At 71.9% G+C, this 21,791-nt stretch carries 27 protein-coding genes; 10 read left to right on the top strand and 17 right to left on the bottom strand.

Annotated features, from left to right (window positions below):
* The first annotated feature begins 1 nt into the window (after position 1).
* A complete protein-coding gene (locus OG624_RS26435; RefSeq protein WP_167745535.1) occupies positions 2-154 on the top strand; it encodes a hypothetical protein in 153 nt (50 codons plus the stop codon).
* Positions 155-247: 93 nt separating this feature from the next.
* On the opposite strand, the gene OG624_RS26430 is transcribed toward OG624_RS26435, so the two are convergent.
* The 4 genes from OG624_RS26430 to OG624_RS26415 all read right to left on the bottom strand — a co-directional run bounded on the left by OG624_RS26430 (position 248) and on the right by OG624_RS26415 (position 3,144).
* Positions 248-853, bottom strand: a complete 606-nt coding sequence (locus OG624_RS26430) for a MarC family protein (protein WP_033218553.1) — start codon at positions 851-853, stop codon at positions 248-250.
* Positions 854-928: 75 nt separating this feature from the next.
* Positions 929-1,792, bottom strand: coding sequence for a PHP domain-containing protein (locus tag OG624_RS26425; protein ID WP_033218551.1), 864 nt, complete (start codon positions 1,790-1,792; stop codon positions 929-931).
* A gap of 62 nt (positions 1,793-1,854) precedes the next feature.
* Positions 1,855-2,499, bottom strand: coding sequence for a DUF6758 family protein (locus tag OG624_RS26420; RefSeq protein WP_033218549.1), 645 nt, complete (start codon positions 2,497-2,499; stop codon positions 1,855-1,857).
* Positions 2,500-2,559: 60 nt separating this feature from the next.
* Complete coding sequence (locus OG624_RS26415; RefSeq protein WP_033218545.1) at positions 2,560-3,144, bottom strand: suppressor of fused domain protein; 585 nt, start codon at positions 3,142-3,144, stop codon at positions 2,560-2,562.
* 389 nt (positions 3,145-3,533) lie between these two features.
* On the opposite strand from OG624_RS26415, the gene OG624_RS26410 reads away from it, so the two are divergent.
* Positions 3,534-4,649 carry a magnesium and cobalt transport protein CorA gene (locus OG624_RS26410; protein WP_033218544.1) on the top strand — a complete coding sequence of 372 codons (1,116 nt, stop codon included), beginning with the start codon at positions 3,534-3,536 and terminating at the stop codon, positions 4,647-4,649.
* 58 nt (positions 4,650-4,707) lie between these two features.
* Complete coding sequence (locus OG624_RS26405; protein WP_033218543.1) at positions 4,708-5,223, top strand: hypothetical protein; 516 nt, start codon at positions 4,708-4,710, stop codon at positions 5,221-5,223.
* A 15-nt stretch (positions 5,224-5,238) separates the two neighbouring features.
* Here the strand turns inward: OG624_RS26405 and OG624_RS26400 are convergent, their stop codons facing one another.
* A complete protein-coding gene (locus OG624_RS26400) occupies positions 5,239-6,054 on the bottom strand; it encodes a hypothetical protein (protein ID WP_371639915.1) in 816 nt (271 codons plus the stop codon).
* A 163-nt stretch (positions 6,055-6,217) separates the two neighbouring features.
* Here OG624_RS26400 and OG624_RS26395 point away from each other — a divergent pair, with 163 nt between their 5' ends.
* From OG624_RS26395 to OG624_RS26385, 3 genes are all read left to right on the top strand, one after another.
* Positions 6,218-7,489 (top strand): magnesium transporter MgtE N-terminal domain-containing protein, encoded by a 1,272-nt coding sequence (locus tag OG624_RS26395; protein ID WP_030009210.1) that lies wholly within the window; start codon positions 6,218-6,220, stop codon positions 7,487-7,489.
* Positions 7,490-7,595: 106 nt separating this feature from the next.
* Entirely contained in the window at positions 7,596-8,171 is a 576-nt protein-coding gene (locus tag OG624_RS26390) for a DUF1003 domain-containing protein (protein ID WP_033219039.1), read from the top strand.
* 42 nt (positions 8,172-8,213) lie between these two features.
* The gene (locus OG624_RS26385) at positions 8,214-9,374 is read left to right on the top strand and encodes an Mrp/NBP35 family ATP-binding protein (protein WP_051763096.1); all 1,161 of its coding nucleotides are present in this window, start codon (positions 8,214-8,216) and stop codon (positions 9,372-9,374) included.
* A gap of 91 nt (positions 9,375-9,465) precedes the next feature.
* On the opposite strand, the gene OG624_RS26380 is transcribed toward OG624_RS26385, so the two are convergent.
* The 5 genes from OG624_RS26380 to sigE form a co-directional block, all read right to left on the bottom strand.
* Positions 9,466-10,197 carry a hypothetical protein gene (locus tag OG624_RS26380; protein WP_078909177.1) on the bottom strand — a complete coding sequence of 244 codons (732 nt, stop codon included), beginning with the start codon at positions 10,195-10,197 and terminating at the stop codon, positions 9,466-9,468.
* A 139-nt stretch (positions 10,198-10,336) separates the two neighbouring features.
* Positions 10,337-10,783: a sec-independent translocase gene (locus OG624_RS26375; RefSeq protein WP_033218540.1), complete on the bottom strand. Its 447-nt coding sequence runs from the start codon at positions 10,781-10,783 to the stop codon at positions 10,337-10,339.
* A gap of 146 nt (positions 10,784-10,929) precedes the next feature.
* Positions 10,930-12,318, bottom strand: a complete 1,389-nt coding sequence (locus OG624_RS26370; protein WP_033218536.1) for a S1C family serine protease — start codon at positions 12,316-12,318, stop codon at positions 10,930-10,932.
* A gap of 54 nt (positions 12,319-12,372) precedes the next feature.
* A complete protein-coding gene (locus OG624_RS26365; RefSeq protein ID WP_033218534.1) occupies positions 12,373-13,056 on the bottom strand; it encodes an anti-sigma factor family protein in 684 nt (227 codons plus the stop codon).
* A complete protein-coding gene (gene sigE / locus OG624_RS26360; RefSeq protein ID WP_078909176.1) occupies positions 13,053-13,832 on the bottom strand; it encodes an RNA polymerase sigma factor SigE in 780 nt (259 codons plus the stop codon). The genes OG624_RS26365 and sigE overlap by 4 nt, the downstream gene beginning before the upstream one ends.
* A 178-nt stretch (positions 13,833-14,010) precedes the next feature.
* On the opposite strand from sigE, the gene OG624_RS26355 reads away from it, so the two are divergent.
* The gene (locus OG624_RS26355) at positions 14,011-14,673 is read left to right on the top strand and encodes an O-methyltransferase (protein ID WP_030385883.1); all 663 of its coding nucleotides are present in this window, start codon (positions 14,011-14,013) and stop codon (positions 14,671-14,673) included.
* A gap of 19 nt (positions 14,674-14,692) precedes the next feature.
* Here OG624_RS26355 and OG624_RS26350 read toward each other — a convergent pair whose 3' ends face one another.
* The 3 genes from OG624_RS26350 to OG624_RS26340 all read right to left on the bottom strand — a co-directional run bounded on the left by OG624_RS26350 (position 14,693) and on the right by OG624_RS26340 (position 15,608).
* Positions 14,693-14,881: a hypothetical protein gene (locus tag OG624_RS26350; protein WP_371639914.1), complete on the bottom strand. Its 189-nt coding sequence runs from the start codon at positions 14,879-14,881 to the stop codon at positions 14,693-14,695.
* Complete coding sequence (locus OG624_RS26345; RefSeq protein ID WP_371639913.1) at positions 14,857-15,309, bottom strand: hypothetical protein; 453 nt, start codon at positions 15,307-15,309, stop codon at positions 14,857-14,859. The genes OG624_RS26350 and OG624_RS26345 overlap by 25 nt, the downstream gene beginning before the upstream one ends.
* Positions 15,310-15,440: 131 nt before the next feature.
* Entirely contained in the window at positions 15,441-15,608 is a 168-nt protein-coding gene (locus OG624_RS26340; RefSeq protein ID WP_003966491.1) for a DUF3117 domain-containing protein, read from the bottom strand.
* Between the two features lie 333 nt (positions 15,609-15,941).
* Here OG624_RS26340 and OG624_RS26335 point away from each other — a divergent pair, with 333 nt between their 5' ends.
* Positions 15,942-16,745 (top strand): enoyl-CoA hydratase/isomerase family protein, encoded by an 804-nt coding sequence (locus OG624_RS26335; protein ID WP_033218532.1) that lies wholly within the window; start codon positions 15,942-15,944, stop codon positions 16,743-16,745.
* A gap of 25 nt (positions 16,746-16,770) precedes the next feature.
* Here OG624_RS26335 and OG624_RS26330 read toward each other — a convergent pair whose 3' ends face one another.
* Positions 16,771-17,349, bottom strand: a complete 579-nt coding sequence (locus OG624_RS26330) for a DNA-3-methyladenine glycosylase I (protein ID WP_161288232.1) — start codon at positions 17,347-17,349, stop codon at positions 16,771-16,773.
* Positions 17,346-17,699: a DivIVA domain-containing protein gene (locus OG624_RS26325; protein WP_033218528.1), complete on the bottom strand. Its 354-nt coding sequence runs from the start codon at positions 17,697-17,699 to the stop codon at positions 17,346-17,348. Before OG624_RS26325 ends, OG624_RS26330 begins: the two co-directional genes overlap by 4 nt.
* A gap of 76 nt (positions 17,700-17,775) precedes the next feature.
* On the opposite strand from OG624_RS26325, the gene folP reads away from it, so the two are divergent.
* Positions 17,776-18,636 (top strand): dihydropteroate synthase, encoded by an 861-nt coding sequence (gene folP, locus OG624_RS26320; RefSeq protein ID WP_033218526.1) that lies wholly within the window; start codon positions 17,776-17,778, stop codon positions 18,634-18,636.
* A 43-nt stretch (positions 18,637-18,679) separates the two neighbouring features.
* Here folP and OG624_RS26315 read toward each other — a convergent pair whose 3' ends face one another.
* Together OG624_RS26315 and dapE are read right to left on the bottom strand one after the other, a co-directional pair.
* On the bottom strand, positions 18,680-19,447 hold the full coding sequence (locus OG624_RS26315; protein WP_033218524.1) for a TIGR00730 family Rossman fold protein: 768 nt from the start codon (positions 19,445-19,447) through the stop codon (positions 18,680-18,682).
* A 64-nt stretch (positions 19,448-19,511) separates the two neighbouring features.
* Positions 19,512-20,591, bottom strand: coding sequence for a succinyl-diaminopimelate desuccinylase (dapE, locus tag OG624_RS26310; RefSeq protein ID WP_033218522.1), 1,080 nt, complete (start codon positions 20,589-20,591; stop codon positions 19,512-19,514).
* 87 nt (positions 20,592-20,678) lie between these two features.
* Here dapE and OG624_RS26305 point away from each other — a divergent pair, with 87 nt between their 5' ends.
* Positions 20,679-21,647, top strand: a complete 969-nt coding sequence (locus tag OG624_RS26305; RefSeq protein ID WP_033219030.1) for a hypothetical protein — start codon at positions 20,679-20,681, stop codon at positions 21,645-21,647.
* Positions 21,648-21,791: the final 144 nt, after the last annotated feature.

The following is a 21,791-nucleotide window of genomic DNA, read 5'->3' as shown; positions in this document are numbered from 1 at the left end:
CATGCGCTTCGAGATTCTGCGCCTGGACGACGTCGACGGGTCCGCCGTGGACAGCACCGTCGTCGACGCGGCCTCCGTCAACCGGATCGTGCAGCAGGCCGCAGCCGTCGGCCAGCGCATCCTGATCCGACCGGCCGAGAGTGCGTCCTGCTGACGCACCGCACGAAGAACGTTCACGCCCCCGCACCGATCCCGGTGCGGGGGCGTTCGCATGAGCGGCTACGTACGGCAGGGGCGCGGCGGCGCCTCAGGCGGCGCCGACCACCTGGAGCACGCCGTTGATGATCTGCTGGACGGCGATCGCCGAGAGCATCATGCCCGCGAGCCGGGTGACGAGGACGACGCCGCCGTCCTTGATGACCCTGATGATCACCAGCGAGTAGCGCATGGTGATCCACAGCACCACGTGCATGGCCACGATCGCGGCCCAGACCGAGACCTGTCCGGCGGCGCCGTCGGCCTTCTGGACGGCCAGGATCACGGACACGATCGCGCCGGGGCCGGCCAGCAGCGGCATACCGAGCGGGACCAGCGCCACGTTCACGTCCTTGGTCTGCTTCGGCTCGTCGTTCTTGCCGGTGAGCAGGTCCAGCGCGATCAGCAGGAGCAGCAGACCACCGGCGATCATCAGCGCCGGGACGGAGACGTGCAGGTAGTCCAGGATCTGCTGGCCGCAGATACCGAAGATCGCGATGACGCCGAAGGCCACGCAGACGGCCTGCCAGGCCATGCGGCGCTGCACCTTGACGGGGCGGCCGGAGGTCAGCGCCAGGAAGATCGGCGTGATCCCCGGCGGGTCCATAATCACAAAAAGGGTGAGAAAGAGGGATCCGAAGACGGCGAAATCAAACACAGTGATGCCTTGCAGAAGAGAGGGGTGTCGCGAAGAAGAAGTGTGGGACGGGTGGAGCGGGCCGGATCCGGCCGATCAGCGCTCGCGTCCGCCGGCGCCCGGCACCGGGAAGGCGCCCGTCGCACGGCGCGTGATCTCGCCGTAGATCTCGGGGTCGGTCGTGAACTCCCCGAGGCGACAGGTCTTGCGGCTGCCGTGGTAGTCGCTGGACCCCGTGGTCAGCAGGCCGAGGTCGGCCGCCAGGCCGCGCATCCGCACGCGGGTGTCGGCGTCGTGGTCCATGTGGTCCACCTCGATGCCGTCCAGGCCCGCGGACGCCATCTCGGCTATCGCGGACTCGGAGACGCACCGGCCGCGCTTGACGGCGGCGGGGTGCGCGAGGACGGTGACCCCGCCGGCCGCCTTCACCAGGCGCACGGCCTCGAACGGGTCGAGCTCGTGCTTCTCGGCGTACGCGCGGCCGCCGTCGGCGAGCCATTCGGGCGTGAAGGCGTCCGAGACGGTGGGTACGACGCCCAGTTCGACGAGGGCGGTGGCGATGTGCGGCCGCCCGACCGAGCCGTCACCGGCGATCCGGGCCACCTGCTCCCAGGTGACGTCGACGCCGAGGTCCCGGAGCTTGCCGATCATGGCCTGTGCGCGCGGGGTGCGGTCGTCGCGGACGAGTTCCCGCTCCCGGGCCAGCTCGGGCTCCTCGGGGTCGAAGAGGTACGCGAGCATGTGCACGCCGACGCCGTCGAGCCGGCAGGAGAGTTCGGCCCCCGTCACCAGCGTCAGGCCGGCGGGCAGCGCCGCGAGGGCCTCGCCGTATCCGCGCACGGTGTCGTGGTCGGTCAACGCGACCACGTCCAGCCCGGCGCCGGCCGCGTTGCGCACCAGCTCGGCGGGGGTGTCCGTACCGTCGGAGGCCGTGGAGTGGGCGTGCAGGTCGATGCGCACAGCCTGGCTCCATGGTTCGAACGTACGGGGGACACCCCAGGATAACCGGGCCGCGGACCCCCTCAGGCAGGGCCCAGGATGCGCGGACTCAGGGCCCCGCACGGAACGAGCTCGACCTCGGCCCCCGCGTCACGCAGGTCGGTGAGGACGAGCTCGTCGTACATCAGCAGGCCGGACTGCTCCGGCCAGACGATCGCCCAGAGCCACAGGCCGCGCGCCTCGCCGGCGAAGACGGCCCGGTCCTCGGGGCCGCCTTTGACATGCCACAGCGGTGTCGGCCGGCCGGCGGCGACCACCTTGGCGTGGGGCGGCGCCGACACGTCGATGGACGAGCCGGGGTCGACTCCGTCGATCCCCGCGTACCGCGCGCCGAGGCCCACGCCCAGCTCCTCCGCGATCAGCAGCAGCTCGCCGATCCCGCCCAGCGGGCCGGGGCCCGAACAGGCCACCGCCGTCGCCCGGCCACCGCCCCGGTCGTCACCCGCGGACGCGACCCCCGTGAACAGCCACCCCACCGGCAGCGGCCAGGGCATCCACACCGGTACCCGCGCCCGGTGCACCACCACGCTCAGACCTTCGACGCTCGGCGGGATGACGGGTTGCAGGGGGTGGACAGCGCCGTGCACCGCGCACTGCCAGGAGTCGGAGAAGAGTCCGGGCGCCCTGACCCGGCCACCGCACTTCGGGCAACTTGGTTCACCCCTCATAAGAAGCCACGCTCCTCCCCGCCCGGCCCCCAGTCAAGGCACGCTCACCCGTCCGGGCCCTCAGTCCAGCGCGACGGCGTTACGCACAGGGTCCCGCAGGTCCGTTCCGCGCGCGAGCCAGCGTTCCTGGAGCGCGGCCGCTCCGTGCACGCGCTTCCAGGCGGCCTCGTTCGCCGTCATCGGCAACAAGGGGAGGAAGTGGACCGGATCCATGGGCTCGTCGAGCTCCAGATCCTCGACCAGACCGCCCGGTTCCGCCACGAGGACGGAGCTGAAGGGCGCCCCGTCCCAGAGCGGTTCACCCACGTCCAGCGAGGCCCCGGGGGCCACGATCAATCCCTCGACCTGCGGGGAGGCGGCCAGCACCGCGAGCGGGCGCAGGAGTTTGTCGGTGGCCGCCAGTCCCGCCCGTACGGTCAGCACGAGCTCGGCGCGCGGGCCCCGTACGGGGTCGGCGACCACGGCGGTCGGATCGGTCATCGGGTGCGCGGACATCCCGAGGGTCGCGTACCGCACGAGGTCGCCCTCGGCGAAACGGAGTACCTCGATGCGGTCGGTGCCCAGGAAGGTGACGGCGGCGCGTGCGTCGGGTTCACCGAACGCCGTGCGCAGTCGGGCCTCCACGAGGGCCAGAATTTCTGCCATGAGGCGAGCATAGAACTCGTATCAGGCGGGTAAAGGGCGGGTCTTGACCATCCGTCGGCTGATAGTGTTGACAGCTGTTCGGGGCCGCACGCAGAAGCGGTGTTTCAGCGCCCCGGCAACAGGACGTCCCTCACGGGGGACCGGCCGGAGGAGGTGGGGCTGCGGTGGACCGAAGTCGATCGTGCAGTACCAATCGCTCTTCCACTTCTGTGACGGGCGTTTCCCGCCCCCTTTGATCTGCTCGATCCCCTGATCCGCCGATCAGTAGAAGAGCGACGGCAGAACGTTGTCCTCCCGTCCTGTTCCCTCCCCCTGCCTGGGCCTGCCCGCCCGCGGTGGAGGGTCTCCCACCCGTACGGTCCGCAGCCGTGCGCGAGAAGGAGCCTGCCATGTCGATGCTGCCCTACCTGCGTGCGGCCGTACGTCCGTCCCTGCGCAGGGCCACCCCCGTCCAGCCCGGCTACGACACCACCCGCGACCCGTCGGCGAGCAGCGCGGTGGTCGACTGCGCCGTGTACCGCGGCGGGCGGCGGGTGCTGGGTCCGGCGTGTCTGACGCCCCGTGAGGCGATCCGCCGGGTCCGCGAGGACGGCGGTTTCGCCTGGATCGGCCTGCACGAGCCGACGGAGGCCGAGTTCGCGGGGATCGCCGCGACCTTCGGACTGCACCCGCTGGCCGTGGAGGACGCGGTGCACGCGCACCAGCGGCCGAAGCTGGAGCGCTACGACGACACCCTCTTCACCGTCTTCAAGACCATCCACTACGTCGACCACGCCGAACTGACCGCCACCAGCGAGGTGGTGGAGACCGGCGAGGTGATGTGTTTCACCGGCCCCGACTTCGTCATCACCGTCCGGCACGGCGGACAGGGCTCCCTCAAGGGGCTGCGCCACCGCCTCCAGGACGACCCGGAGCTGCTCGCCAAGGGCCCCTCGGCGGTCCTGCACTCCATCGCCGACCACGTCGTCGACGGCTACATCGCGGTCGCGGCGGCGGTGCAGGACGACATCGACGAGGTGGAGAGCGAGGTCTTCGCCGCCCCGGCCAAGGGCAGTGCGCGCGGCGGCGACGCGGGCCGCATCTACCAGCTCAAGCGCGAGGTGCTGGAGTTCAAGCGGGCGGTCTCGCCGCTGCTGCGTCCGATGGAGCTGCTGAGCGAGCGGCCGATGCGGCTGGTGGACCCGGACATCCAGAAGTACTTCCGCGACGTGGCCGACCACCTGGCGCGGGTGCACGAGCAGGTGGTGGGCTTCGACGAGCTGCTGAACTCGATCCTCCAGGCCAACCTCGCGCAGGCGACGGTCGCCCAGAACGAGGACATGCGCAAGATCACCTCCTGGGCGGCCATCATCGCCGTGCCGACGATGATCTGCGGCGTGTACGGGATGAACTTCGACCACATGCCGGAGCTCCACTGGCGCTACGGCTATCCGATGGTGATGGCGGCGATCGTCGCCTCCTGCTTCACCATCCACCGCGCGCTGCGCCGGCACGGATGGCTGTGACGGCGACGCGTCCTGGACACCTGCCCGGCCGCGGGGAGTGACCCCCTACCCTGTCGGCATGACTCTCAGCACGCTCGACCTGGCCCTCGTCGAGGAGGCCACGAAGAAGTCCGGCCTGATCTGGGTGCGCGGCGACGGGGCCGACCGCGCCCTGTGGCACGCCTGGGTGGACGGCGCGGCCCATGTGTTGGGCGACGGGCCCGGCGAGCAGCCGTTCCCGGGGCTGGCGGACGGCGCGAGCGCCGAGGTGACCGTGCGGAGCAAGGACAAGGGCGGCCGGCTGGTGGCTTGGACGGCGACGGTACGGGAGCTCCCGCCGCGGGGCGAGGAGTGGGCGGCGGCGGTGGCCGAGCTCAAGGGCAAGCGGCTGAACGCGCCCGACTCGGAGCAGATGACCGAGCGGTGGGCGCGGGAGTGCCGGCTGCTGCGGCTGGAGCCGGAGTCGGTCCGGGCGCAGCTCCCGGACGGCTCGCTGGTCGCCGTCCCGCTGCCGTCCCCGGCGACGACCCGCCGGGCCGTCCCGGCGGGCCTGCCGAAGCTGCTGCTGAAGCGCAAGAAGGCCACCCGGGGCTAGGGCGTCTCCCTCGGCTCAGGGTTTGGTGGGGTTCGCGCCCTGGCCGGTGCCCTTGGAGGGGGCCGGGGCGGGGGAACCGCTCTGGTCCTTGGTCGTCGGCAGCTGCGAGCCGTAGTCGACCGTCTGGTCCTGCGCGGGCGCCTCCAGCGGGAACGTCTTGCCCCACTCGGCGAGTTCCACCCGGCCGGCGCCGCCCGCCCGCTCCATCATCAGCGGGTACGGGGTGCCCTCCAACGACACCGAGAGCTTGCCGCCCTTGCCCGCGTCCGCCGTGACCTGGACCGCGCGGGTGTGCCCGACCTTGGTGTAGGAGCCCTTGGCGAGCTTGCCCTCCAGTCCGAGCAGCCCGTCCAGCAGCACGTCCATGTCGGTGAAGCCGCGGAACTGCTTGTACGAGGGGTCGCCCTCGGGCACCTTCACGAACTTGTCGCCGAGCTTGCCGGCCGAGTCGGACTGGCCCCAGAACGCCGCGCTCGCCTTCAGGTACAGCTGCTCCCCCACGCGCAGCAGCTGGAAGGTGTCGTCGTTGGACTTCACCTCGCCGGAGCCGCCGTCCGACTTGAGCCGCATGTCGAGGGTGAAGGACTTGCCGCCGCTCACCAGCGTGCCGGACAGGTGCACCGAGTCCGCCTCGGTCGCGGCCGCCTTCGCCTTCGCCTCGATCTTGTCGGCGGAGAGCTTGCCGACACCGTTGGTGCCCTCGTCGGGGTCCTCGCCGCAGCCCGTACCGGTGACGGCGAGGCCCGCGCACAGCACACCGATGAACGCGGCCCGGCGCAGCCGCGCGGCAGGGAAGTAGGCGGTCACGGGCGGGTGCCTCTCGTCGGACATCTGCGAGCAGCAGGCAGCGTACCCGCCCGTACATCGCGGCCATCGACCGCGCCCCGGTGTTCACGGGCCCCCGGGCGGACGGCCCCACCAGGACGCTTTCCCCGGGCACGGGCTAGCCTGAGGGGCGGCACGACTCTTGATCGACGCACTAGGAGGCGCTCGGATGGCTGCAGGCGCCCCGCGGATCTTCGTCTCGCATCTGTCGGGTGTGCCCGTCTTCGATCCCAACGGCGACCAGGTCGGCCGGGTCCGCGACCTCGTCGCGATGCTCCGGGTCGGCGGCCGCCCGCCACGGCTGCTGGGTCTGGTGGTCGAGGTCGTCAGCCGGCGGCGGATCTTCCTGCCGATGACCCGGGTCACCGGGGTGGAGTCCGGGCAGGTCATCACCACCGGCGTGATCAACATGCGGCGCTTCGAGCAGCGCCCGACCGAACGTCTGGTCCTGGGCGAGCTGCTGGATCGACGGGTGACGCTGGTCGCGAGCGGCGAGGAGGTCACCGTCCTGGACGTGGCCATCCAGCAGCTGCCGGCCCGCCGGGACTGGGAGATCGACCGGATCTTCGTACGGAAGGGCAAGTCGGGGGCGCTGCGCCGGCGCGGCGAGGCCCTGACGGTGGAGTGGTCGGCCGTGACGGGCTTCTCGCTGGAGGAGCACGGGCAGGGCGCCGAGAACCTGGTCGCCACCTTCGAGCAGATGCGCCCGGCCGACGTGGCGAACGTCCTGCACCACCTGACGCCGAAGCGGCGCGCGGAGGTGGCCAACGCCCTCGACGACGACCGGCTCGCGGACGTGCTGGAGGAGCTGCCCGAGGACGAGCAGGTGGAGATCCTCGGCAAGCTGAAGGAGGAGCGCGCCGCCGACGTCCTGGAGGCGATGGACCCGGACGACGCGGCCGACCTGCTCTCCGAGCTGCCGGAGGACGACAAGGAACGGCTGCTGACACTGATGCAGCCGGACGACGCGGCCGACGTGCGTCGTCTGCTGTCCTACGAGGAGAACACCGCCGGTGGTCTGATGACCACCGAGCCGATCGTGCTGCGGCCCGACGCGACGGTCGCCGACGCGCTGGCCCGCGTACGGCAGGCGGACCTGTCGCCGGCACTGGCGGCCCAGGTGTACGTGTGTCGGCCGCCGGACGAGACGCCGACGGGCAAGTACCTGGGCACGGTGCACTTCCAGCGGCTGCTGCGCGACCCGCCGTTCACCCTGGTCAGCTCGATCGTGGACACGGACCTGCCGCCGCTGCGGCCGAACGCCTCACTGCCCGCGGTCACCACGCACCTCGCCGCCTACAACATGGTGGCGGTGCCGGTCGTCGACGAGAGCGGCTCGCTGCTGGGCGCGGTGACCGTGGACGACGTGCTGGACCACCTGCTGCCGGACGACTGGCGGGAGACGGACTTCCATTCCGAGGAGGCCCTCGGTGGCCGCTGAACGAGGACGCTTCGACCGGGGGCGGGGCGAACAGGCGCGCGAGCGGCGCCGCGAGCAGATCCGCGAGCGGCGCGAGCAGGCGCGGACGCAGGCCCGCGAGCACGGTCTGGCGGCGGAAGCGGCGGAACGTTCCGGGGAGCGCGCGGGAAGGTCCTCGGGCGCCGGGTCGAGCGCGCTGACGCGCTCGCGGGTGCGCCTGGACCTGCCGCGCGCGCCGCGACGGTCGCTGCTGCCCGAGTACGACCCGGAGGCCTTCGGGCGGCTGTCGGAGCGGGTGGCGCGCTTCCTGGGCACCGGCCGGTTCATCGTCTGGATGACCCTGGTCATCATCGTCTGGGTGCTGTGGAACATCTTCGCGCCGGACGACCTGAGGTTCGACCCCTACCCGTTCATCTTCCTGACGCTGATGCTGTCGCTCCAGGCCTCCTACGCGGCTCCGCTGATCCTGCTCGCGCAGAACCGGCAGGACGACCGCGACCGGGTCACCCACGAGCAGGACCGCAAGCAGAACGAGCGGTCCATCGCCGACACCGAGTACCTGACCCGGGAAATCGCCGCCCTGCGGATGGGTCTGGGAGAGGTCGCCACCCGCGACTGGATCAGGTCCGAGTTCCAGGACCTGATCAAGGAGATGGACGAGCGCCGTCTATTCCCCGCCGAACGTGACGAAGGCGACCGCTGACGGGCTTACCTGCGGCCTGCTACCGAGCCGTACCATCGGGGCATGGCTACCGACACAAGCTCCGCCGCCGTGCCTGAGCAGGACGCGATCCTGGACGCGCTGGCGACGGTGAACGACCCCGAGATCCACCGGCCGATCACCGAGCTCGGCATGGTCAAATCGGTGGAGATCGGCGCGGGCGGCGAGGTCGCCGTCACGGTCTACCTCACGGTGTCGGGCTGTCCCATGCGCGAGACCATCACCAAGAACGTCACCGAGGCCGTCGAGAAGGTCGCGGGCGTCACCTCCGTCGCCGTCACCCTCGACGTGATGAGCGACGAGCAGCGCAAGGACCTGGCAGCCACGCTGCGCGGCGGTACCGCCGAGCGCGAGGTGCCCTTCGCCAAGCCGGGCTCGCTGACCCGGGTGTACGCGGTCGCGTCCGGCAAGGGCGGCGTCGGCAAGTCCTCCGTCACGGTGAACCTGGCCGCGGCGATGGCGGCGGACGGCCTGAAGGTCGGCGTGGTCGACGCGGACATCTACGGCCACAGCGTGCCGCGCATGCTGGGTGTGGACGGGCGTCCCACCCAGGTCGAGAACATGATCATGCCGCCGTCGGCGCACGGCGTGAAGGTCATCTCCATCGGCATGTTCACCCCGGGCAACGCCCCGGTGGTGTGGCGCGGCCCCATGCTGCACCGCGCCCTCCAGCAGTTCCTGGCGGACGTGTTCTGGGGCGACCTGGACGTGCTGCTGCTGGACCTGCCGCCGGGTACGGGTGACATCGCGATCTCCGTGGCCCAGCTGGTGCCGAACGCGGAGATCCTCGTCGTCACCACCCCGCAGCAGGCCGCGGCCGAGGTCGCGGAGCGGGCCGGCTCCATCGCCGTCCAGACCCACCAGAAGATCGTCGGCGTGGTCGAGAACATGTCGGGTCTGCCCTGCCCGCACTGCGACGAGATGGTGGACGTCTTCGGCTCGGGCGGTGGCCAGAAGGTCGCCGACGGCCTGACCAAGACGGTCGGCGCGACCGTGCCGGTGCTGGGCTCGATCCCGATCGACGTGCGGCTGCGCGAGGGCGGCGACGAGGGCAAGCCCGTCGTGCTCTCCGACCCGGACTCCCCGGCCGGTGCGGCCCTGCGCGCGATCGCGGGCAAGCTGGGCGGCCGTGCGCGCGGCCTGTCGGGCATGTCCCTGGGCATCACCCCGCGCAACAAGTTCTGATCGTCCGTACCACGGGGAAGGGCGCCGCTCGTCGAGCGGCGCCCTTCCGCGTACCGGCCCCCGATACCCGTGGGCCGTCGTCCGTCGTCCGCTACTGGTACGTGCCGAGGTCCGCGATCGCGGAGAAACCGAGCCCGTACGCGCTCATGCCGCGGCCGTACGCGCCCAGGTGGACACCGCTCCCGGTGGAGCCGGCCAGGACCCACCCGAACTCCGACTCGCGGTAGTGGAACGGGGTCGGCTCGCCGTCCACCGGCAGCGACAGCGTGGACCAGTCCTCACCGGTCAGGTCGTCCGCCAGCTCCCACGCGGCCTCGGTCTGCTGGTCCAGCCAGTCGTCGCGCAGCGAGTGGTCCATCTGGCCGGGCCAGCTGTACGCCAGCAGTCCGGAGCCGGCCAGCCAGGCCGCCGAGGCGACCGAGGTGGCCTCCAGGACGCCGGTGCCGTCGCCGCTGCGGCGCAGCGGGTTGCTCGCCACGGTGATGACCACCGCGAACCGTTCCTTCTCGCCGGTGGCGATCTCACCCCGGGCGGAGGGCTCGTCGCCGTGGCCGGTGGAGCCGTGCTCCACGGTGCCGTCGGCGGCGACCGCCACCTGCATGAGCCGGCGGGGGCCCGTGAAGGCCCCGTCCAGCCCGTACCAGGGGAAGTCGGCGGCCAGGAACCCCTCGGCCGTCCGGCGGGCCGCCGGCACGGGCGCGGCGGCCTCCTGTGGTTCCGTATGGCTGTCGGGGCCGGTATCCGGCTCCTGGGCGGGTGCTGCACCGGGGGCGGGGGCCTCCGCGGTCTGCGCCCCTACCCGGCTGCTGCTCGTCGTCTCCATCTGGGCGGCCTCTCGTTCCGTGGGGTCCGGAACGGCCCTCCCCCTCGCTGTGCTGGGGGGACCCCCTCCCTCGGGCGTCCTGCGATCCGGACAGATGGAGGATAGCCATCGGACCGCGGATCGCCGGGCAGGCCGCGCCTCAGGTGGCGTCGGCGTCGAAGCGCGAGCGCTCCTCCGGGGCGGGAGCGGCGGGCTTCTTCAGCAGGTCCGGGCCGGTCACGGCGGGCGTGGCGGCGGCGGCCGGCGAGGTCGGGGCGGCGCCGGCCTCCGAGCTCTTCACGGCGTCGGAGACGTCGTTCAGCTCCTTGCGGAGATCGAAGCTGGTGCGGATCTCCTTGAGGTCCTCGTTCTCGGTGAGCTGCTTGCGGATGAAGGTCTTCGGGTTCAGGTCCTCGAACTCGAAATCCTTGAACTCCGGGCCGAGTTCGGAGCGGATGTCGTGCTTCGCGCTGTCCGAGAACGCCCGGACCTTGCGGATGAAGCCCGTGACGTCCTGAATGACCTTGGGCAGCTTGTCCGGTCCGAAGACGAGGATGCCGAGCACCACGATCGTGACAAGTTCGAGTGCGCCTATGTCGTTGAACACCTTGCCGCTCCTCGGCTCTCTATCACTTCGGGCCCTGACACACGGTACCCGGCGTTGTCCACGGGCCCATACCTCCGTACCGGCTGCGCGGCGGTTTCTCCCCCAGACTTCGTCCGGGAGGTGCCCCCTGTGCCGTCATCGGGCGCTCATGATCCGTTGGCCGATCCGAGGACCACTCTCAGTGTGCTTTCGCGGCCCTGGCGGAGCACGGTGAGCGTCAGTGGGTCGCCCGGGCGGTGGGCCCGGATCTTGATGATCAGCTCGTCGCCGCCGCGGACCCGCCGGCCGTCCACCTTGGTGATCACGTCCCCGGCCCGGATCCCGGCGACCGCGCCCGGTCCGCCGGCGACCACGGACGGCTTGCCGTCCTCGCCCTTGTCCCCGACCCGGGCCCCGTCGCCCGTGTAGTCCATGTCCAGGGTGACGCCGATGACCGGATGCGTGGCCCGGCCGGTGCGGATCAGCTCCTCGGCGACGCGCTTGCCCTGGTTGACGGGGATGGCGAAGCCGAGCCCGATGGAGCCGCCCTGTCGGGTGGGGTCGTCCTTGTCGGCCCCGCGGATCGCGCTGTTGATGCCGACCACGTGGGCCTTCGCGTCGAGGAGCGGGCCGCCGGAGTTCCCCGGGTTGATGGGGGCGTCGGTCTGCAGGGCGTCGACGTAGCTGATGTCGCTGCCGTCGCCCTTGTCGCCGCCCGCGGTGACGGGCCGGCCGGTGGCGCTGATGATCCCGGCGGTGACGGTGTTCGACAGGTCGAAGGGCGCGCCGATGGCCACCACCGGGTCGCCGACCTTCACGTTCTCGGAGTTGCCCAGGCTCAGCGGTCGGAGCCCGCGCACCCCCTCGACCTTGACCACGGCCAGGTCGTAGCCGGAGTCGCGGCCGACCAGCGTGGCGGTGACGCTCTCGCCGGTGCTGAAGGTGACCGTTATCTCCTGGGAGTCGGCGACCACATGGCTGTTGGTCAGGATGTGCCCCTGCTGGTCGAGCACGAAGCCGGTCCCCGTACCGCCGCCCTTGGCGCCCCGCACGTGCAGGGTCACCACGCCGGGCAGTGCGGTGGCCGCGATGCCGGCCACGCTGTCCGGGGCCCGGCCCCCGTCGACGGCGGCGGCCTGGGGCAGCTCCAGCCGGGTGTTGCTCTGCCGCTCGGCGAGGACACCGACGTAGCCGCCGATGCCTCCGGCGAGGAGGGCCGTACCGAGGCTGAGGGCCACCACCTGCCACAGCCGGATCCCGCGCGGTGTCCGGCCCCGGTCCACGACCTGCAACGGCTCGGTGCCCCAGGGGTCGTACCGCACGACGGGGGCCCCGGCCGGCGCGTCGGGCGCCGGGTCCGAGAGGTCCGGGTCCTTGTCCAGGGTCGGGGCCGCGGCCGCGGCCGGGGTCGGGGTCGGGGCCGCGTCCTGTACGTGGTCCTCGCCCCCGGTTTCGGGCCGCGGTGCGGGAACCCCTTCGCGGCGGCCGCCCTCGGCCGTGCCCTCGGGCCGGCTCCACCACTGTGGAGCCGGGTCGGTCTGCTGCCTGTCGGCCATGGGCGCTCCCCGCGTACCTATGCGCATGTGCCGAAGATTCAACCAGGTCCCGCGTCAGCGCAGCAGGGAGACCGGACGCGCCGGCACCTGCGGGGTGGGCCGGAGCGGCGGCAGCGGGGTCGCCATGACCGACAGGAGGGTCGGGACGGCCTCCGGGGTGGGCAGGCGGTCACGGGCCCCTTGATCGGCCGCGGGCAGGGCGGGCCCGGGCCTGGAGGCCGGGGCCGGGGAATCACCCCGCAGGTTCGGATCCACCTCCAGCGGCAGGGCGCCACCGAGCGCGAGCGCGGCCAGCGAGACGGCCCCGGCGGCGACGAAGGCGAACCGGCGGCGCGGACGGCCCACCTCGTGGATCCGGAAGCCGTCCTGCGGCCGTGGCCGGGCGGCGACCGGCAACCCGTAGGTGAACGCGTCGAAGGGGTCGGCCCCCGGGCCGTCCGTGGGGTCGGCGGGACGGCCGGGTCCCCCGGGACCCGTCGGCACCGACGGATCGTCGAGGCCGCCGCCCGGCAGCCCCTGCAACCGTGCCAGCAGCCCCGCGGACAGCGGCGGCGGCGCGCTCTCCACGAACATGGTCTTCAGACGGCGCTGCGCGTCGGCCTCGGCCTTGCATCTGGCACAGGTCGCCAGGTGGGCCAGGACCCGATCGCGCGCGTCGTGTTTCAGCTCCCCGTCCACGAGGGCGGCAAGCCGGTCTCCCAGGTGTTGTTCGGCAGGTGACGGACTGGCCTCGCTCACTCGGCTCCGCCCTCTCCCCCGGCGCCGGGGGCGCCCATCGCCACTCCCGCCAACGCGCGCTGCTCGGCACGGGCCTGCGGGGACCGGTGCTTGAGCGCCTTGCGCAGGTGCGAACGGCCTCGGTGGATACGACTGCGGACGGTGCCGAGCTTCACGCCGAGGGTGGCGGCGATCTCCTCGTACGACAGGCCCTCGATGTCGCACAGCACCACGGCCGCGCGGAACTCGGGGGCGAGGGTGTCCAGTGCCTGCTGCACATCCGCGTCGAAGTGGGTGTCGTGCAGGACCTGCTGGGGGGACGGCTCACGGCTCGGCAGCCGGTCGGCGGCGTCGTCGCCGAGCGCGTCGAAGCGGATCCGCTGCTTACGGCGGACCATGTCCAGGAACAGGTTCGTGGTGATGCGGTGCAGCCAGCCCTCGAAGGTCCCGGGCGTGTACGTGGACAGCGAGCGGAAGACGCGGACGAAGACTTCCTGCGTCAGGTCCTCGGCGTCGTGCTGGTTGCCCGTCAGACGGTAGGCAAGGCGGTAGACGCGCGCGCTGTGCGTGCTGACGATCTCCTCCCATGAGGGAGGGGTCCACGCCTGGGAGCCCGCATCGGCGGCAAAGCTCGCGGTGGTTGCGGTGTCTGCGGTGTGGAAGCGGTCAGCAATGTCGGTCACGGATTTCGGCTCACCGGCCGACCAGAAGAGGCGTCTGAACACGCCCCCACGATCCACAGGCGCAGCCGCACCTCCCCTATCGGCTCTGGTGGTGTCCAGCGGAGTCCCTACCATAGCCACCCCCTCTGTCAGCTCCGGATAAGCGTTTTTGCAGTATCTTTACGCGAGACTTAGACCTGGGAGCGGTCCCGGCCGTCGATCTGCCCGGCGGCGTCCCTTCTGATCCCGCTTCCACCCTGCACAACGCCCGGTCCCATCTGCGGGTTCCCGACGTCAACGGATACAGTCACCGTTGCGCCAACTATGGGGACAGGAGAGGGTCATTACCGGCAACCGGCAGACGAGCTGGGCGTTCGCCGACGCGTTTGTCGCCGAGGACGACGCTCTGCGATGGGCCCGCGACCGGTCCAGGGAAGCGGGCCTGAGGTCCGTCTCCCCCGGTACCGGGGCCGCGCTGCGCCTGCTGGCCGCCACCGCGGACGCGAAAGCGGTCGCCGAGATCGGCACCGGAACCGGCGTCTCCGGCATCCATCTGCTGCACGGAATGCGCCCCGACGGGGTCCTGACCACGGTGGATCCCGAAGCGGACCGGCAGGCTTTCGCCCGCCAGGCCTTCCGCGCCGCCGGCTTCGCGGGCAACCGCGCCCGCTTCATCCCCGGCCGCGCCCTCGACGTACTCCCGCGACTCGCCGACGGCGGATACGACCTCGTCTTCTGCGACGGGGACCCGTCCGAGTCCCTCGACTACCTCGCCGAATCGTTGCGGCTGCTGCGCCCCGGCGGACTGGTGTGCTTCGAGGGGGTGTTCTCCGACGGCCGTACGGTCGACTCCGCGGCCCAGCCGGTGGAGGTGCTGCGCGTGCGCGAGCTGCTGCGCAGCGTCCGCGAGAGCCCCGCGCTGGAGGCCGCGCTGCTCCCGGTGGGTGACGGTCTGCTCTGCGCGGTGCGCCGCTGAGCCTCGTAGGGGCCGCGGATCAGGTCAGGAGCGCGAAGGTGAGGGCCGCCGTGCCGCCCAGCGCGGTGCCGGCGAGGAGCCGGGCCGGGGTGTGCGCCTCGAGCACCGGCCGGGACCGGCCGACGGCCGCGGCGACCAGTGCCGCGGGGAGCGCCGGGGCCCCGAGGACGAGCAGCAGGATCATCACGGTGCCGCCGGCCACCGACATGGGATCGATATCTGCCAGGCGACCGTGACCAGCAACGAGGACACGAGGCCGACCGGCATCGCGACGACGAGCGCGAAGACCGGGCGGGGGGCGCCCAGGGCGTGCAGGAGCGCGACCCCGGCGACGACGGAGGCCAGGCTCAGGGCCATCGGGACGACGCGCCGGCGCCGCACCCGGATGTGCTGGTCGGTCAGCGCGCCCCGGCGGACCCCCAGGGCGATGATCCCGATCGGCACCACGCCGCAGAACAGGGCGGCGAGCAGGCCCCGGCCGAGGCCGGTCCAGGAGGTGGTGCTGTGCCATCCGACGAGCAGGAGCAGCGCGACCACGAGGTGGACGGGCGCCAGTGCGTCGGAGAGGACCCGGGCCGCCTTCCGGCGGGGCGCGCAGTCCGCGAACGCGGGCGGCGCGGGCGGGCTGAAGGTCACCGGCTCGGCTCCGGAATGCTCGGGTCAGCGGAGGACGACACAACACTGCCCCGGCCGCGGATCGCGGTCGGGGCAGTGCAGAGAATGCGGAAAACGCAGAAGGTGGAAGTGCTGTCGGTGTCCCCGTGGGGTCAGCCGACGACCTTCTTCAGGGCGTCACCCAGGGCGTCCGCCTCATCAGGGGTCAGCTCGACGACAAGCCGACCGCCGCCCTCGAGCGGTACGCGCATGACGATGCCCCGCCCCTCCTTGGTGACCTCGAGCGGGCCGTCGCCCGTCCGCGGCTTCATGGCCGCCATGCTCGTTCCCCTTCCTGAAACCAGCTCATCGTCAGCCGACGGCCCCGTTCAGGCGCCTAATACCCGGCATCGAACACATTGCTTCCCAGCCATTATCCCGCATGTCAGGACCCGATGACCAACATCACCCGGGAACGCTTGGGCAACGCGCTCGACCAAAACCACTCATTTCGGGGATCCGCCTGCGATACTTCGCCGCCGCACCAGGGAAGCGGCATCGGCTTTCTTTGACGCACATCACATGTGCCCGCCCCGTCCGGTCCGCCATGCTGACCTTTGTACCGGACAGTACCGACCGGTAGCCAAGCCCGCGACGAAGGGGGACCCCCTGCCATGGCCGACAGCGTGCTCTACGAAGTGACCGACGGACTCGCCACCATCACGATCAACCGCCCGGACGCGATGAACGCGATGAACACCGAGGCCAAGGTCGCCCTGCGCGACGCGGTCCAGGCGGCGGCCGCCGACACCGCCGTACGGGCCGTGCTGCTCACCGCGGCCGGGAACCGGGCCTTCTGCGTGGGCCAGGACCTCAAGGAGCACATCGGGAACCTCGCCTCGGACCGCGAGACCGGCACCTCGCTGACCATGACGACGGTGGCCGACCACTACAACCCCATCGTGCGGGCGCTCACCGAGATGCCCAAGCCCGTGGTGGCCGGGGTGAACGGCGTCGCGGCCGGGGCGGGCTTCGGCTTCGCGCTGGCGGCGGACTTCCGGGTCGTCGCCGACACCGCCTCCTTCAACACCTCGTTCGCCGGGGTGGCGCTGACCGCCGACTCCGGGGTCTCGTGGACCCTCCCCCGTCTGATCGGTGCCTCCCGCGCCTCGGACCTGCTGCTGTTCCCGCGTTCGATCAAGGCTCAGGAGGCGTACGAGCTCGGTATCGTCAACCGCCTCGTGCCCGCGGACTCCCTGCACGCGGAGGCGGAGGCCGTGGCCCGCACCCTGGCCGCCGGCCCGACGGTCGCGTACGCCGCCCTGAAGGAGTCCCTGGCCTACGGGGCCTCCCACACGCTCTCCGAGGCCCTGGCCCACGAGGACACCCTCCAGACCCGTGCGGGGGCCTCCGAGGACCACTCCATCGCCGTCCAGGCCTTCCTCGCGAAGCAGCCCCCGAAGTACCTGGGCCGCTGACCGGGATCCCGCGATCCGGCCCGGCTCAGGCCGGGTCGCGGGAGACGCAGTCGGCCAGGTGGTCGTTGACCAGCCCGCAGGCCTGCATCAGGGCGTAGGCCGTCGTGGGGCCGACGAAGCGGATGCCGGCCTTCTTCAGGGCCTTGGCGAGGGCCGTGGACTGCGGCGTGACCGCCGGGACCTCGGTGACCGTCAGCGGGGCCGGTCCCGGCTCCTCGGGGGCGTGGGACCAGATCAGGGTGTCGAGCTCGCCCGGCTCCCACCCGGCGAGGACCTTCGCGTTGGCCAGGGTCGCCTCGATCTTGGCCCGGTTGCGGATGATCCCCTCGTCGGCCAGGAGCCGCTGCGCGTCCCGGTCGTCGAACTCCGCGACCGCCGCGATCGAGAAGTCGGAGAAGGCCTTACGGAACCCCTCGCGGCGGCGCAGGATCGTGATCCAGGACAGTCCCGACTGGAACGCCTCCAGGCACAGCCGCTCGTAGAGGGCGTCGTCCCCGTGCACCGCACGGCCCCACTCGGTGTCGTGGTAGGCGACGTAGTCCGGGGTGGACAGCCCCCACGGGCAGCGCAGCAGCCCGTCCGCGCCCGCCACCGAGCCGCTCACCGCTCACCGCCCTTGCCGAGGTCGACGTGCCCGGGGGCGTCCGACGGGGCGGCGGCGGGCGCCGCCGCGGCCGTCAGCTGCGCGATGCGGGCGTCGCGCTCGGCCAGTTCGGCCGCGAGCCGCTCCAGTACGTCGTCCACCTCGGCCATCCGGTACCCGCGCGGGGCCACGGGCAATCGCAGCGCGTCGATGTCGGCCCGTACGACGGGCCGGGTCTCCGGCAGCCCGTCCGCGACGCGGTCCGGCTCCGCTTCCGGCAGGACGGCCTCCGAGCCGCCGCCGATCACCGCCAGGGTGACCGCTGCCACGACCACGACCAGCGCGATCATCAAGAAGAAGAACACGATCAACTCCCCTGAGAGACTCCGGCCACCAGGTTAAGGTCGCTGGCGAGGCGCAAGGGCCGCCGAAGGAGGAAAGAGCAGGATGCTGCGACTGGGCAGGCGCGAGTTCGACACCCACGAGCCGGTGATCATGGCCATCGTGAACCGGACGCCGGACTCCTTCTACGACCAGGGCGCGACGTTCCGCGACGAGCCGGCGCTGGACCGGGTCGAGCACGCGATCGCCGAGGGCGCCGCGATCATCGACATCGGCGGGGTCAAGGCGGGCCCGGGCGAGCACGTGGACGCGGCCGAGGAGGCACGGCGCACGGTCGACTTCGTGGCCGAGGTCCGCCGCCGCCACCCGGACGTGGTGATCAGCGTGGACACCTGGCGGCACGAGGTCGGCGAGGCGGTGTGCGAGGCCGGGGCCGACGTCCTCAACGACGCCTGGGGCGGGGTGGACCCCAAGCTGGCGGAGGTCGCCGCGCGGTACGGGGCGGGCCTGGTCTGCACCCACGCGGGCGGCGTGGAACCGCGTACCCGGCCGCACCGGATCGCGTACGACGACATCATGGAGGACGTCCTGCGCGTCACGCTCGGCCTCGCCGAACGCGCCGCGGCGCTCGGCGTCCGCCGGGACGCGATCATGATCGACCCCGGACACGACTTCGGGAAGAACACCCGGCACTCGCTGGAGGCCACGCGCCGGCTGGGCGAGATGACGGCGACGGGCTGGCCGGTGCTGGTCTCCCTGTCCAACAAGGACTTCGTCGGCGAGACCCTCGACAAGCCGGTCAAGGAACGCCTGTTGGGCACCTTGGCCACGACGGCCGTCTCGGCCTGGCTGGGCGCGCAGGTCTACCGCGTCCACGAGGTCGCGGAGACCCGGCAGATCCTGGACATGGTGCGTTCGATCCAGGGCCACCGCCCCCCGGCGGTCGCCCGCCGCGGCCTGGCCTGAGGCCCTTGCCGGGCCCGGGGCGCAGCGCCCCGGGCCCGGACGGTCACTTGCCGACTTCCTTCGTCACCAGCGCGATCGCCTCGTCCACGTCGTCGGTGACGTGGAACAGGTAGAGGTCCTTCTCCGAGGCCTTGCCCTGGGCGATCACGGTGTTCCGCAGCCAGTCGACCAAGCCGCTCCAGTACTCCGTGCCGAAGAGCACGATCGGGAAGCGGGTGATCTTCTGGGTCTGGACCAGGGTCAGCGCCTCGAACAGCTCGTCCAGCGTGCCCAGGCCGCCCGGCAGGACGACGAAGCCCTGGCTGTACTTCACGAACATCGTCTTGCGGACGAAGAAGTACCGGAAGTTCAGGCCGAGATCGACGTGCTGGTTGAGCCCCTGTTCGAAGGGGAGCTCGATGCCGAGGCCGACCGAGACGCCGTTCGCCTCGCGGGCGCCCTTGTTGGCCGCCTCCATGGCCCCCGGACCGCCGCCGGTGATCACCGCGAAGCCGGCGTCGACCAGCGCGCCGCCGATCCGCACACCCGCTTCGTACTCGGGCGAGCCCTCCGGCGTACGGGCCGACCCGAACACGCTGATCGCGGGCGGCAGCTCGGCCAGCGTGCCGAAGCCCTCGATGAACTCCGACTGGATGCGCAGGACCCGCCAGGGATCGGTGTGCACCCACTCGGAGGGCCCCGCCGAATCCAGCAGCCGCTGGTCCGTCGTGCTGCCCGCCTGCACCTGGCTCCGCCTCCTCAGCACCGGCCCGAGCTGCTGCTCCTCGGGCCGACGACGAGCGGAACCCTCGGGACTGCCGTGGTTGCCCATGCTGTGCTCCCTCCTGCTGATCGTTGGATCAGGGTAGGCGCACAAAGGTGACGAGAAGCGGAATTCAGGAGGTCAGCCAGGCGCGGAGTCGTTCCTCGCAGTGCAGGATCGCCTTCGTCTCGACGCGTTCGTCGACCTTGTGCGCCAGCAGGGCGTCGCCCGGGCCGTAGTTGACCGCCGGGACCCCGAGGGCACTGAAGCGGGAGACGTCCGTCCAGCCGAACTTGGGCATGGCGCGGCCGCCGACCGCCTCCATGAAGGCCTGGGCGGCCGGGTGGGAGAGGCCGGGGAGGGCGCCGGGCGAGGAGTCGTCGACCACGAACTCGGCGATGTCGCAGTCCGCGAACACCTCCCGTACGTGGGCCAGCGCATCGGCCGCGGTGCGGTCCGGGGCGTAGCGGAAGTTGACGGTCACCGTGCACGCGTCGGGGATGACGTTGTTGGCGACGCCGCCCTCGACGCGGACCGCGTTGAGGCCCTCGTGGTACTCCAGGCCGTCGATGACCGGCTTGCGGGGCTCGTAGGCCGCGAGCCGGGCGAGGATCGGGCCCGCCGTGTGGATGGCGTTGGAGCCCATCCAGCTGCGCGCGGAGTGGGCGCGTTCGCCGGTGGTGCGGAGCAGGACGCGCAGGGTGCCCTGGCAGCCGCCCTCGACCTCGGCGTTCGAGGGTTCCAGCAGGACCGCGAAGTCGCCCGTCAGCCAGTCGGGGTGGGCCTCGGCCACCTTGCCGAGGCCGTTGAGGTCGGCGGCGACCTCCTCCTGGTCGTAGAAGACGAAGGTGAGGTCCCGGTTCGGCTCGGGCACGGTCGCGGCGATGCGCAGCTGCACGGCGACACCGGACTTCATGTCGGTGGTGCCGCAGCCCCACAGCACGTCGTTCTCGTCGAGACGGGAGGGGACGTTGTCGGCGATCGGCACGGTGTCGAGGTGGCCGGCGAGGACGACGCGCTCGGCGCGGCCCAGGTGGGTGCGGGCGACGACGTTGTTGCCGAAGCGGTCCACGGTGAGGTGCGCGAGGCCGCGCAACGCGTGTTCCACGAGGTCGGCGAGTACCTTCTCGTCGCCGCTCACGGACGGAATGTCGACGAGCCGGGCGGTCAGCTCGGCGGCGTCCAGGGTGAGGTCCAGCTCGGATTCGGACATGGAGCTGACCCTAATGCCCCGGGCTGCGCCGAAGCCTCCTCCGTCCGGCCGGTGGACGCGTCATATGGCTCAAGTACGGTGGGCCGCGTGTCCCAGACCCGTGATCCCCGTCCTCGTCGCCGCCGGCTGCTCCGGGCGGGCGTCGGCCTGCTCGTTCTCCTCGCGGTGATCGGGTACTTCGCCGTGCAGCGCGATTCGAACGGTGGCGGCGGTGCCCCGTTCTGCGTGGCCGGCGCGGATCCGATCGGGGAGGACGAAACGTCCGCGACGTACGAGATGTCCCCGGAGCAGGCGGCGAACGCGGCGACGATAGCCGCCGTCGGCGTGGCCAAGGGCCTGCCGGACCGGGCGGTGACCATCGCGCTCGCGACCGCCATGCAGGAGTCCGCGCTGCGCAATCTCGACCACGGTGACCGTGACTCCCTGGGGCTCTTCCAGCAGCGGCCGTCGATGGGCTGGGGCACGCCGGCGCAGATCACGGACCCGGTGTACTCGGCCGGGATCTTCTACGACCACCTCGTCGACGTACCGGGGTACTCGCGGCTGCCGCTGACGGTGGCCGCGCAGAAGGTGCAGCGCAGCGGGTTCCCGCAGGCGTACGCGAAGCACGAGCCCGACGCGACCGTGCTGACGGCCGCGTTCGCCGGCGGCGGCACGCTCAACTGCGGCGGTCCCGCGCCCGCCGGGCCGGGCGACCCGGAGCGGGTCAAGGCGGATCTGATCCGGATCTTCGGCAAGGACGGGACGCACACCATGTCGCCGCAGGGTGGTCAGGCCGGCCGGAACACCGGCGGCGGGCAGGTCGCCCCGGAGCCCGAGGTGACGTTGGTGGAGAAGAAGAACGGCGGCGAGGAGGCGACGCGCCGCAGCCGGGCGATGGCCCACTGGGCGGTGGCCAACTCGAAGGCGATGGGCATCTCCCGGGTGTCCTACGGCCGGCACGGCTGGGTCGCGGGCACGAACCGGGGCCGGTGGCAGGACAAGGGCGGCGCGGGGGGCAAGGACGCCGCGCACTACGCGGGGCCGGGCGAGGTACGGATCTTCATGGCCCGCTGATCGCCGCGGGCCGGGGCACGCGCCGGGGGCGCCCGGGCTGACGTACGAGTGATCACTCCTGCGGGGGGATCCGTGTAGCGGGCCACGGATCCCGCAATCGCACGGAAGCCCTGGTCGGCGACCGTCCGATGCGCTTGTCGCGGA

This window comes from Streptomyces virginiae, from assembly GCF_041432505.1.
Lineage (GTDB): Bacteria > Actinomycetota > Actinomycetes > Streptomycetales > Streptomycetaceae > Streptomyces > Streptomyces virginiae_A.
This window is presented reverse-complemented; position numbering and strand designations above follow the sequence as displayed.

Coding starts and splice junctions, on each gene's coding strand:
- OG624_RS26435 (WP_167745535.1), top strand. CDS start 2: ATGCGCTTCGAGATTCTGCGCCTGGACGACGTCGACGGGTCCGCCGTG.
- OG624_RS26420 (WP_033218549.1), bottom strand. CDS start 2,499: ATGAGGGGTGAACCAAGTTGCCCGAAGTGCGGTGGCCGGGTCAGGGCG.
- OG624_RS26415 (WP_033218545.1), bottom strand. CDS start 3,144: ATGGCAGAAATTCTGGCCCTCGTGGAGGCCCGACTGCGCACGGCGTTC.
- OG624_RS26410 (WP_033218544.1), top strand. CDS start 3,534: ATGTCGATGCTGCCCTACCTGCGTGCGGCCGTACGTCCGTCCCTGCGC.
- OG624_RS26405 (WP_033218543.1), top strand. CDS start 4,708: ATGACTCTCAGCACGCTCGACCTGGCCCTCGTCGAGGAGGCCACGAAG.
- OG624_RS26400 (WP_371639915.1), bottom strand. CDS start 6,054: ATGTCCGACGAGAGGCACCCGCCCGTGACCGCCTACTTCCCTGCCGCG.
- OG624_RS26395 (WP_030009210.1), top strand. CDS start 6,218: ATGGCTGCAGGCGCCCCGCGGATCTTCGTCTCGCATCTGTCGGGTGTG.
- OG624_RS26385 (WP_051763096.1), top strand. CDS start 8,214: ATGGCTACCGACACAAGCTCCGCCGCCGTGCCTGAGCAGGACGCGATC.
- OG624_RS26380 (WP_078909177.1), bottom strand. CDS start 10,197: ATGGAGACGACGAGCAGCAGCCGGGTAGGGGCGCAGACCGCGGAGGCC.
- OG624_RS26370 (WP_033218536.1), bottom strand. CDS start 12,318: ATGGCCGACAGGCAGCAGACCGACCCGGCTCCACAGTGGTGGAGCCGG.
- sigE (WP_078909176.1), bottom strand. CDS start 13,832: ATGGTAGGGACTCCGCTGGACACCACCAGAGCCGATAGGGGAGGTGCG.
- OG624_RS26350 (WP_371639914.1), bottom strand. CDS start 14,881: ATGTCGGTGGCCGGCGGCACCGTGATGATCCTGCTGCTCGTCCTCGGG.
- OG624_RS26340 (WP_003966491.1), bottom strand. CDS start 15,608: ATGGCGGCCATGAAGCCGCGGACGGGCGACGGCCCGCTCGAGGTCACC.
- OG624_RS26335 (WP_033218532.1), top strand. CDS start 15,942: ATGGCCGACAGCGTGCTCTACGAAGTGACCGACGGACTCGCCACCATC.
- folP (WP_033218526.1), top strand. CDS start 17,776: ATGCTGCGACTGGGCAGGCGCGAGTTCGACACCCACGAGCCGGTGATC.
- OG624_RS26315 (WP_033218524.1), bottom strand. CDS start 19,447: ATGGGCAACCACGGCAGTCCCGAGGGTTCCGCTCGTCGTCGGCCCGAG.
- dapE (WP_033218522.1), bottom strand. CDS start 20,591: ATGTCCGAATCCGAGCTGGACCTCACCCTGGACGCCGCCGAGCTGACC.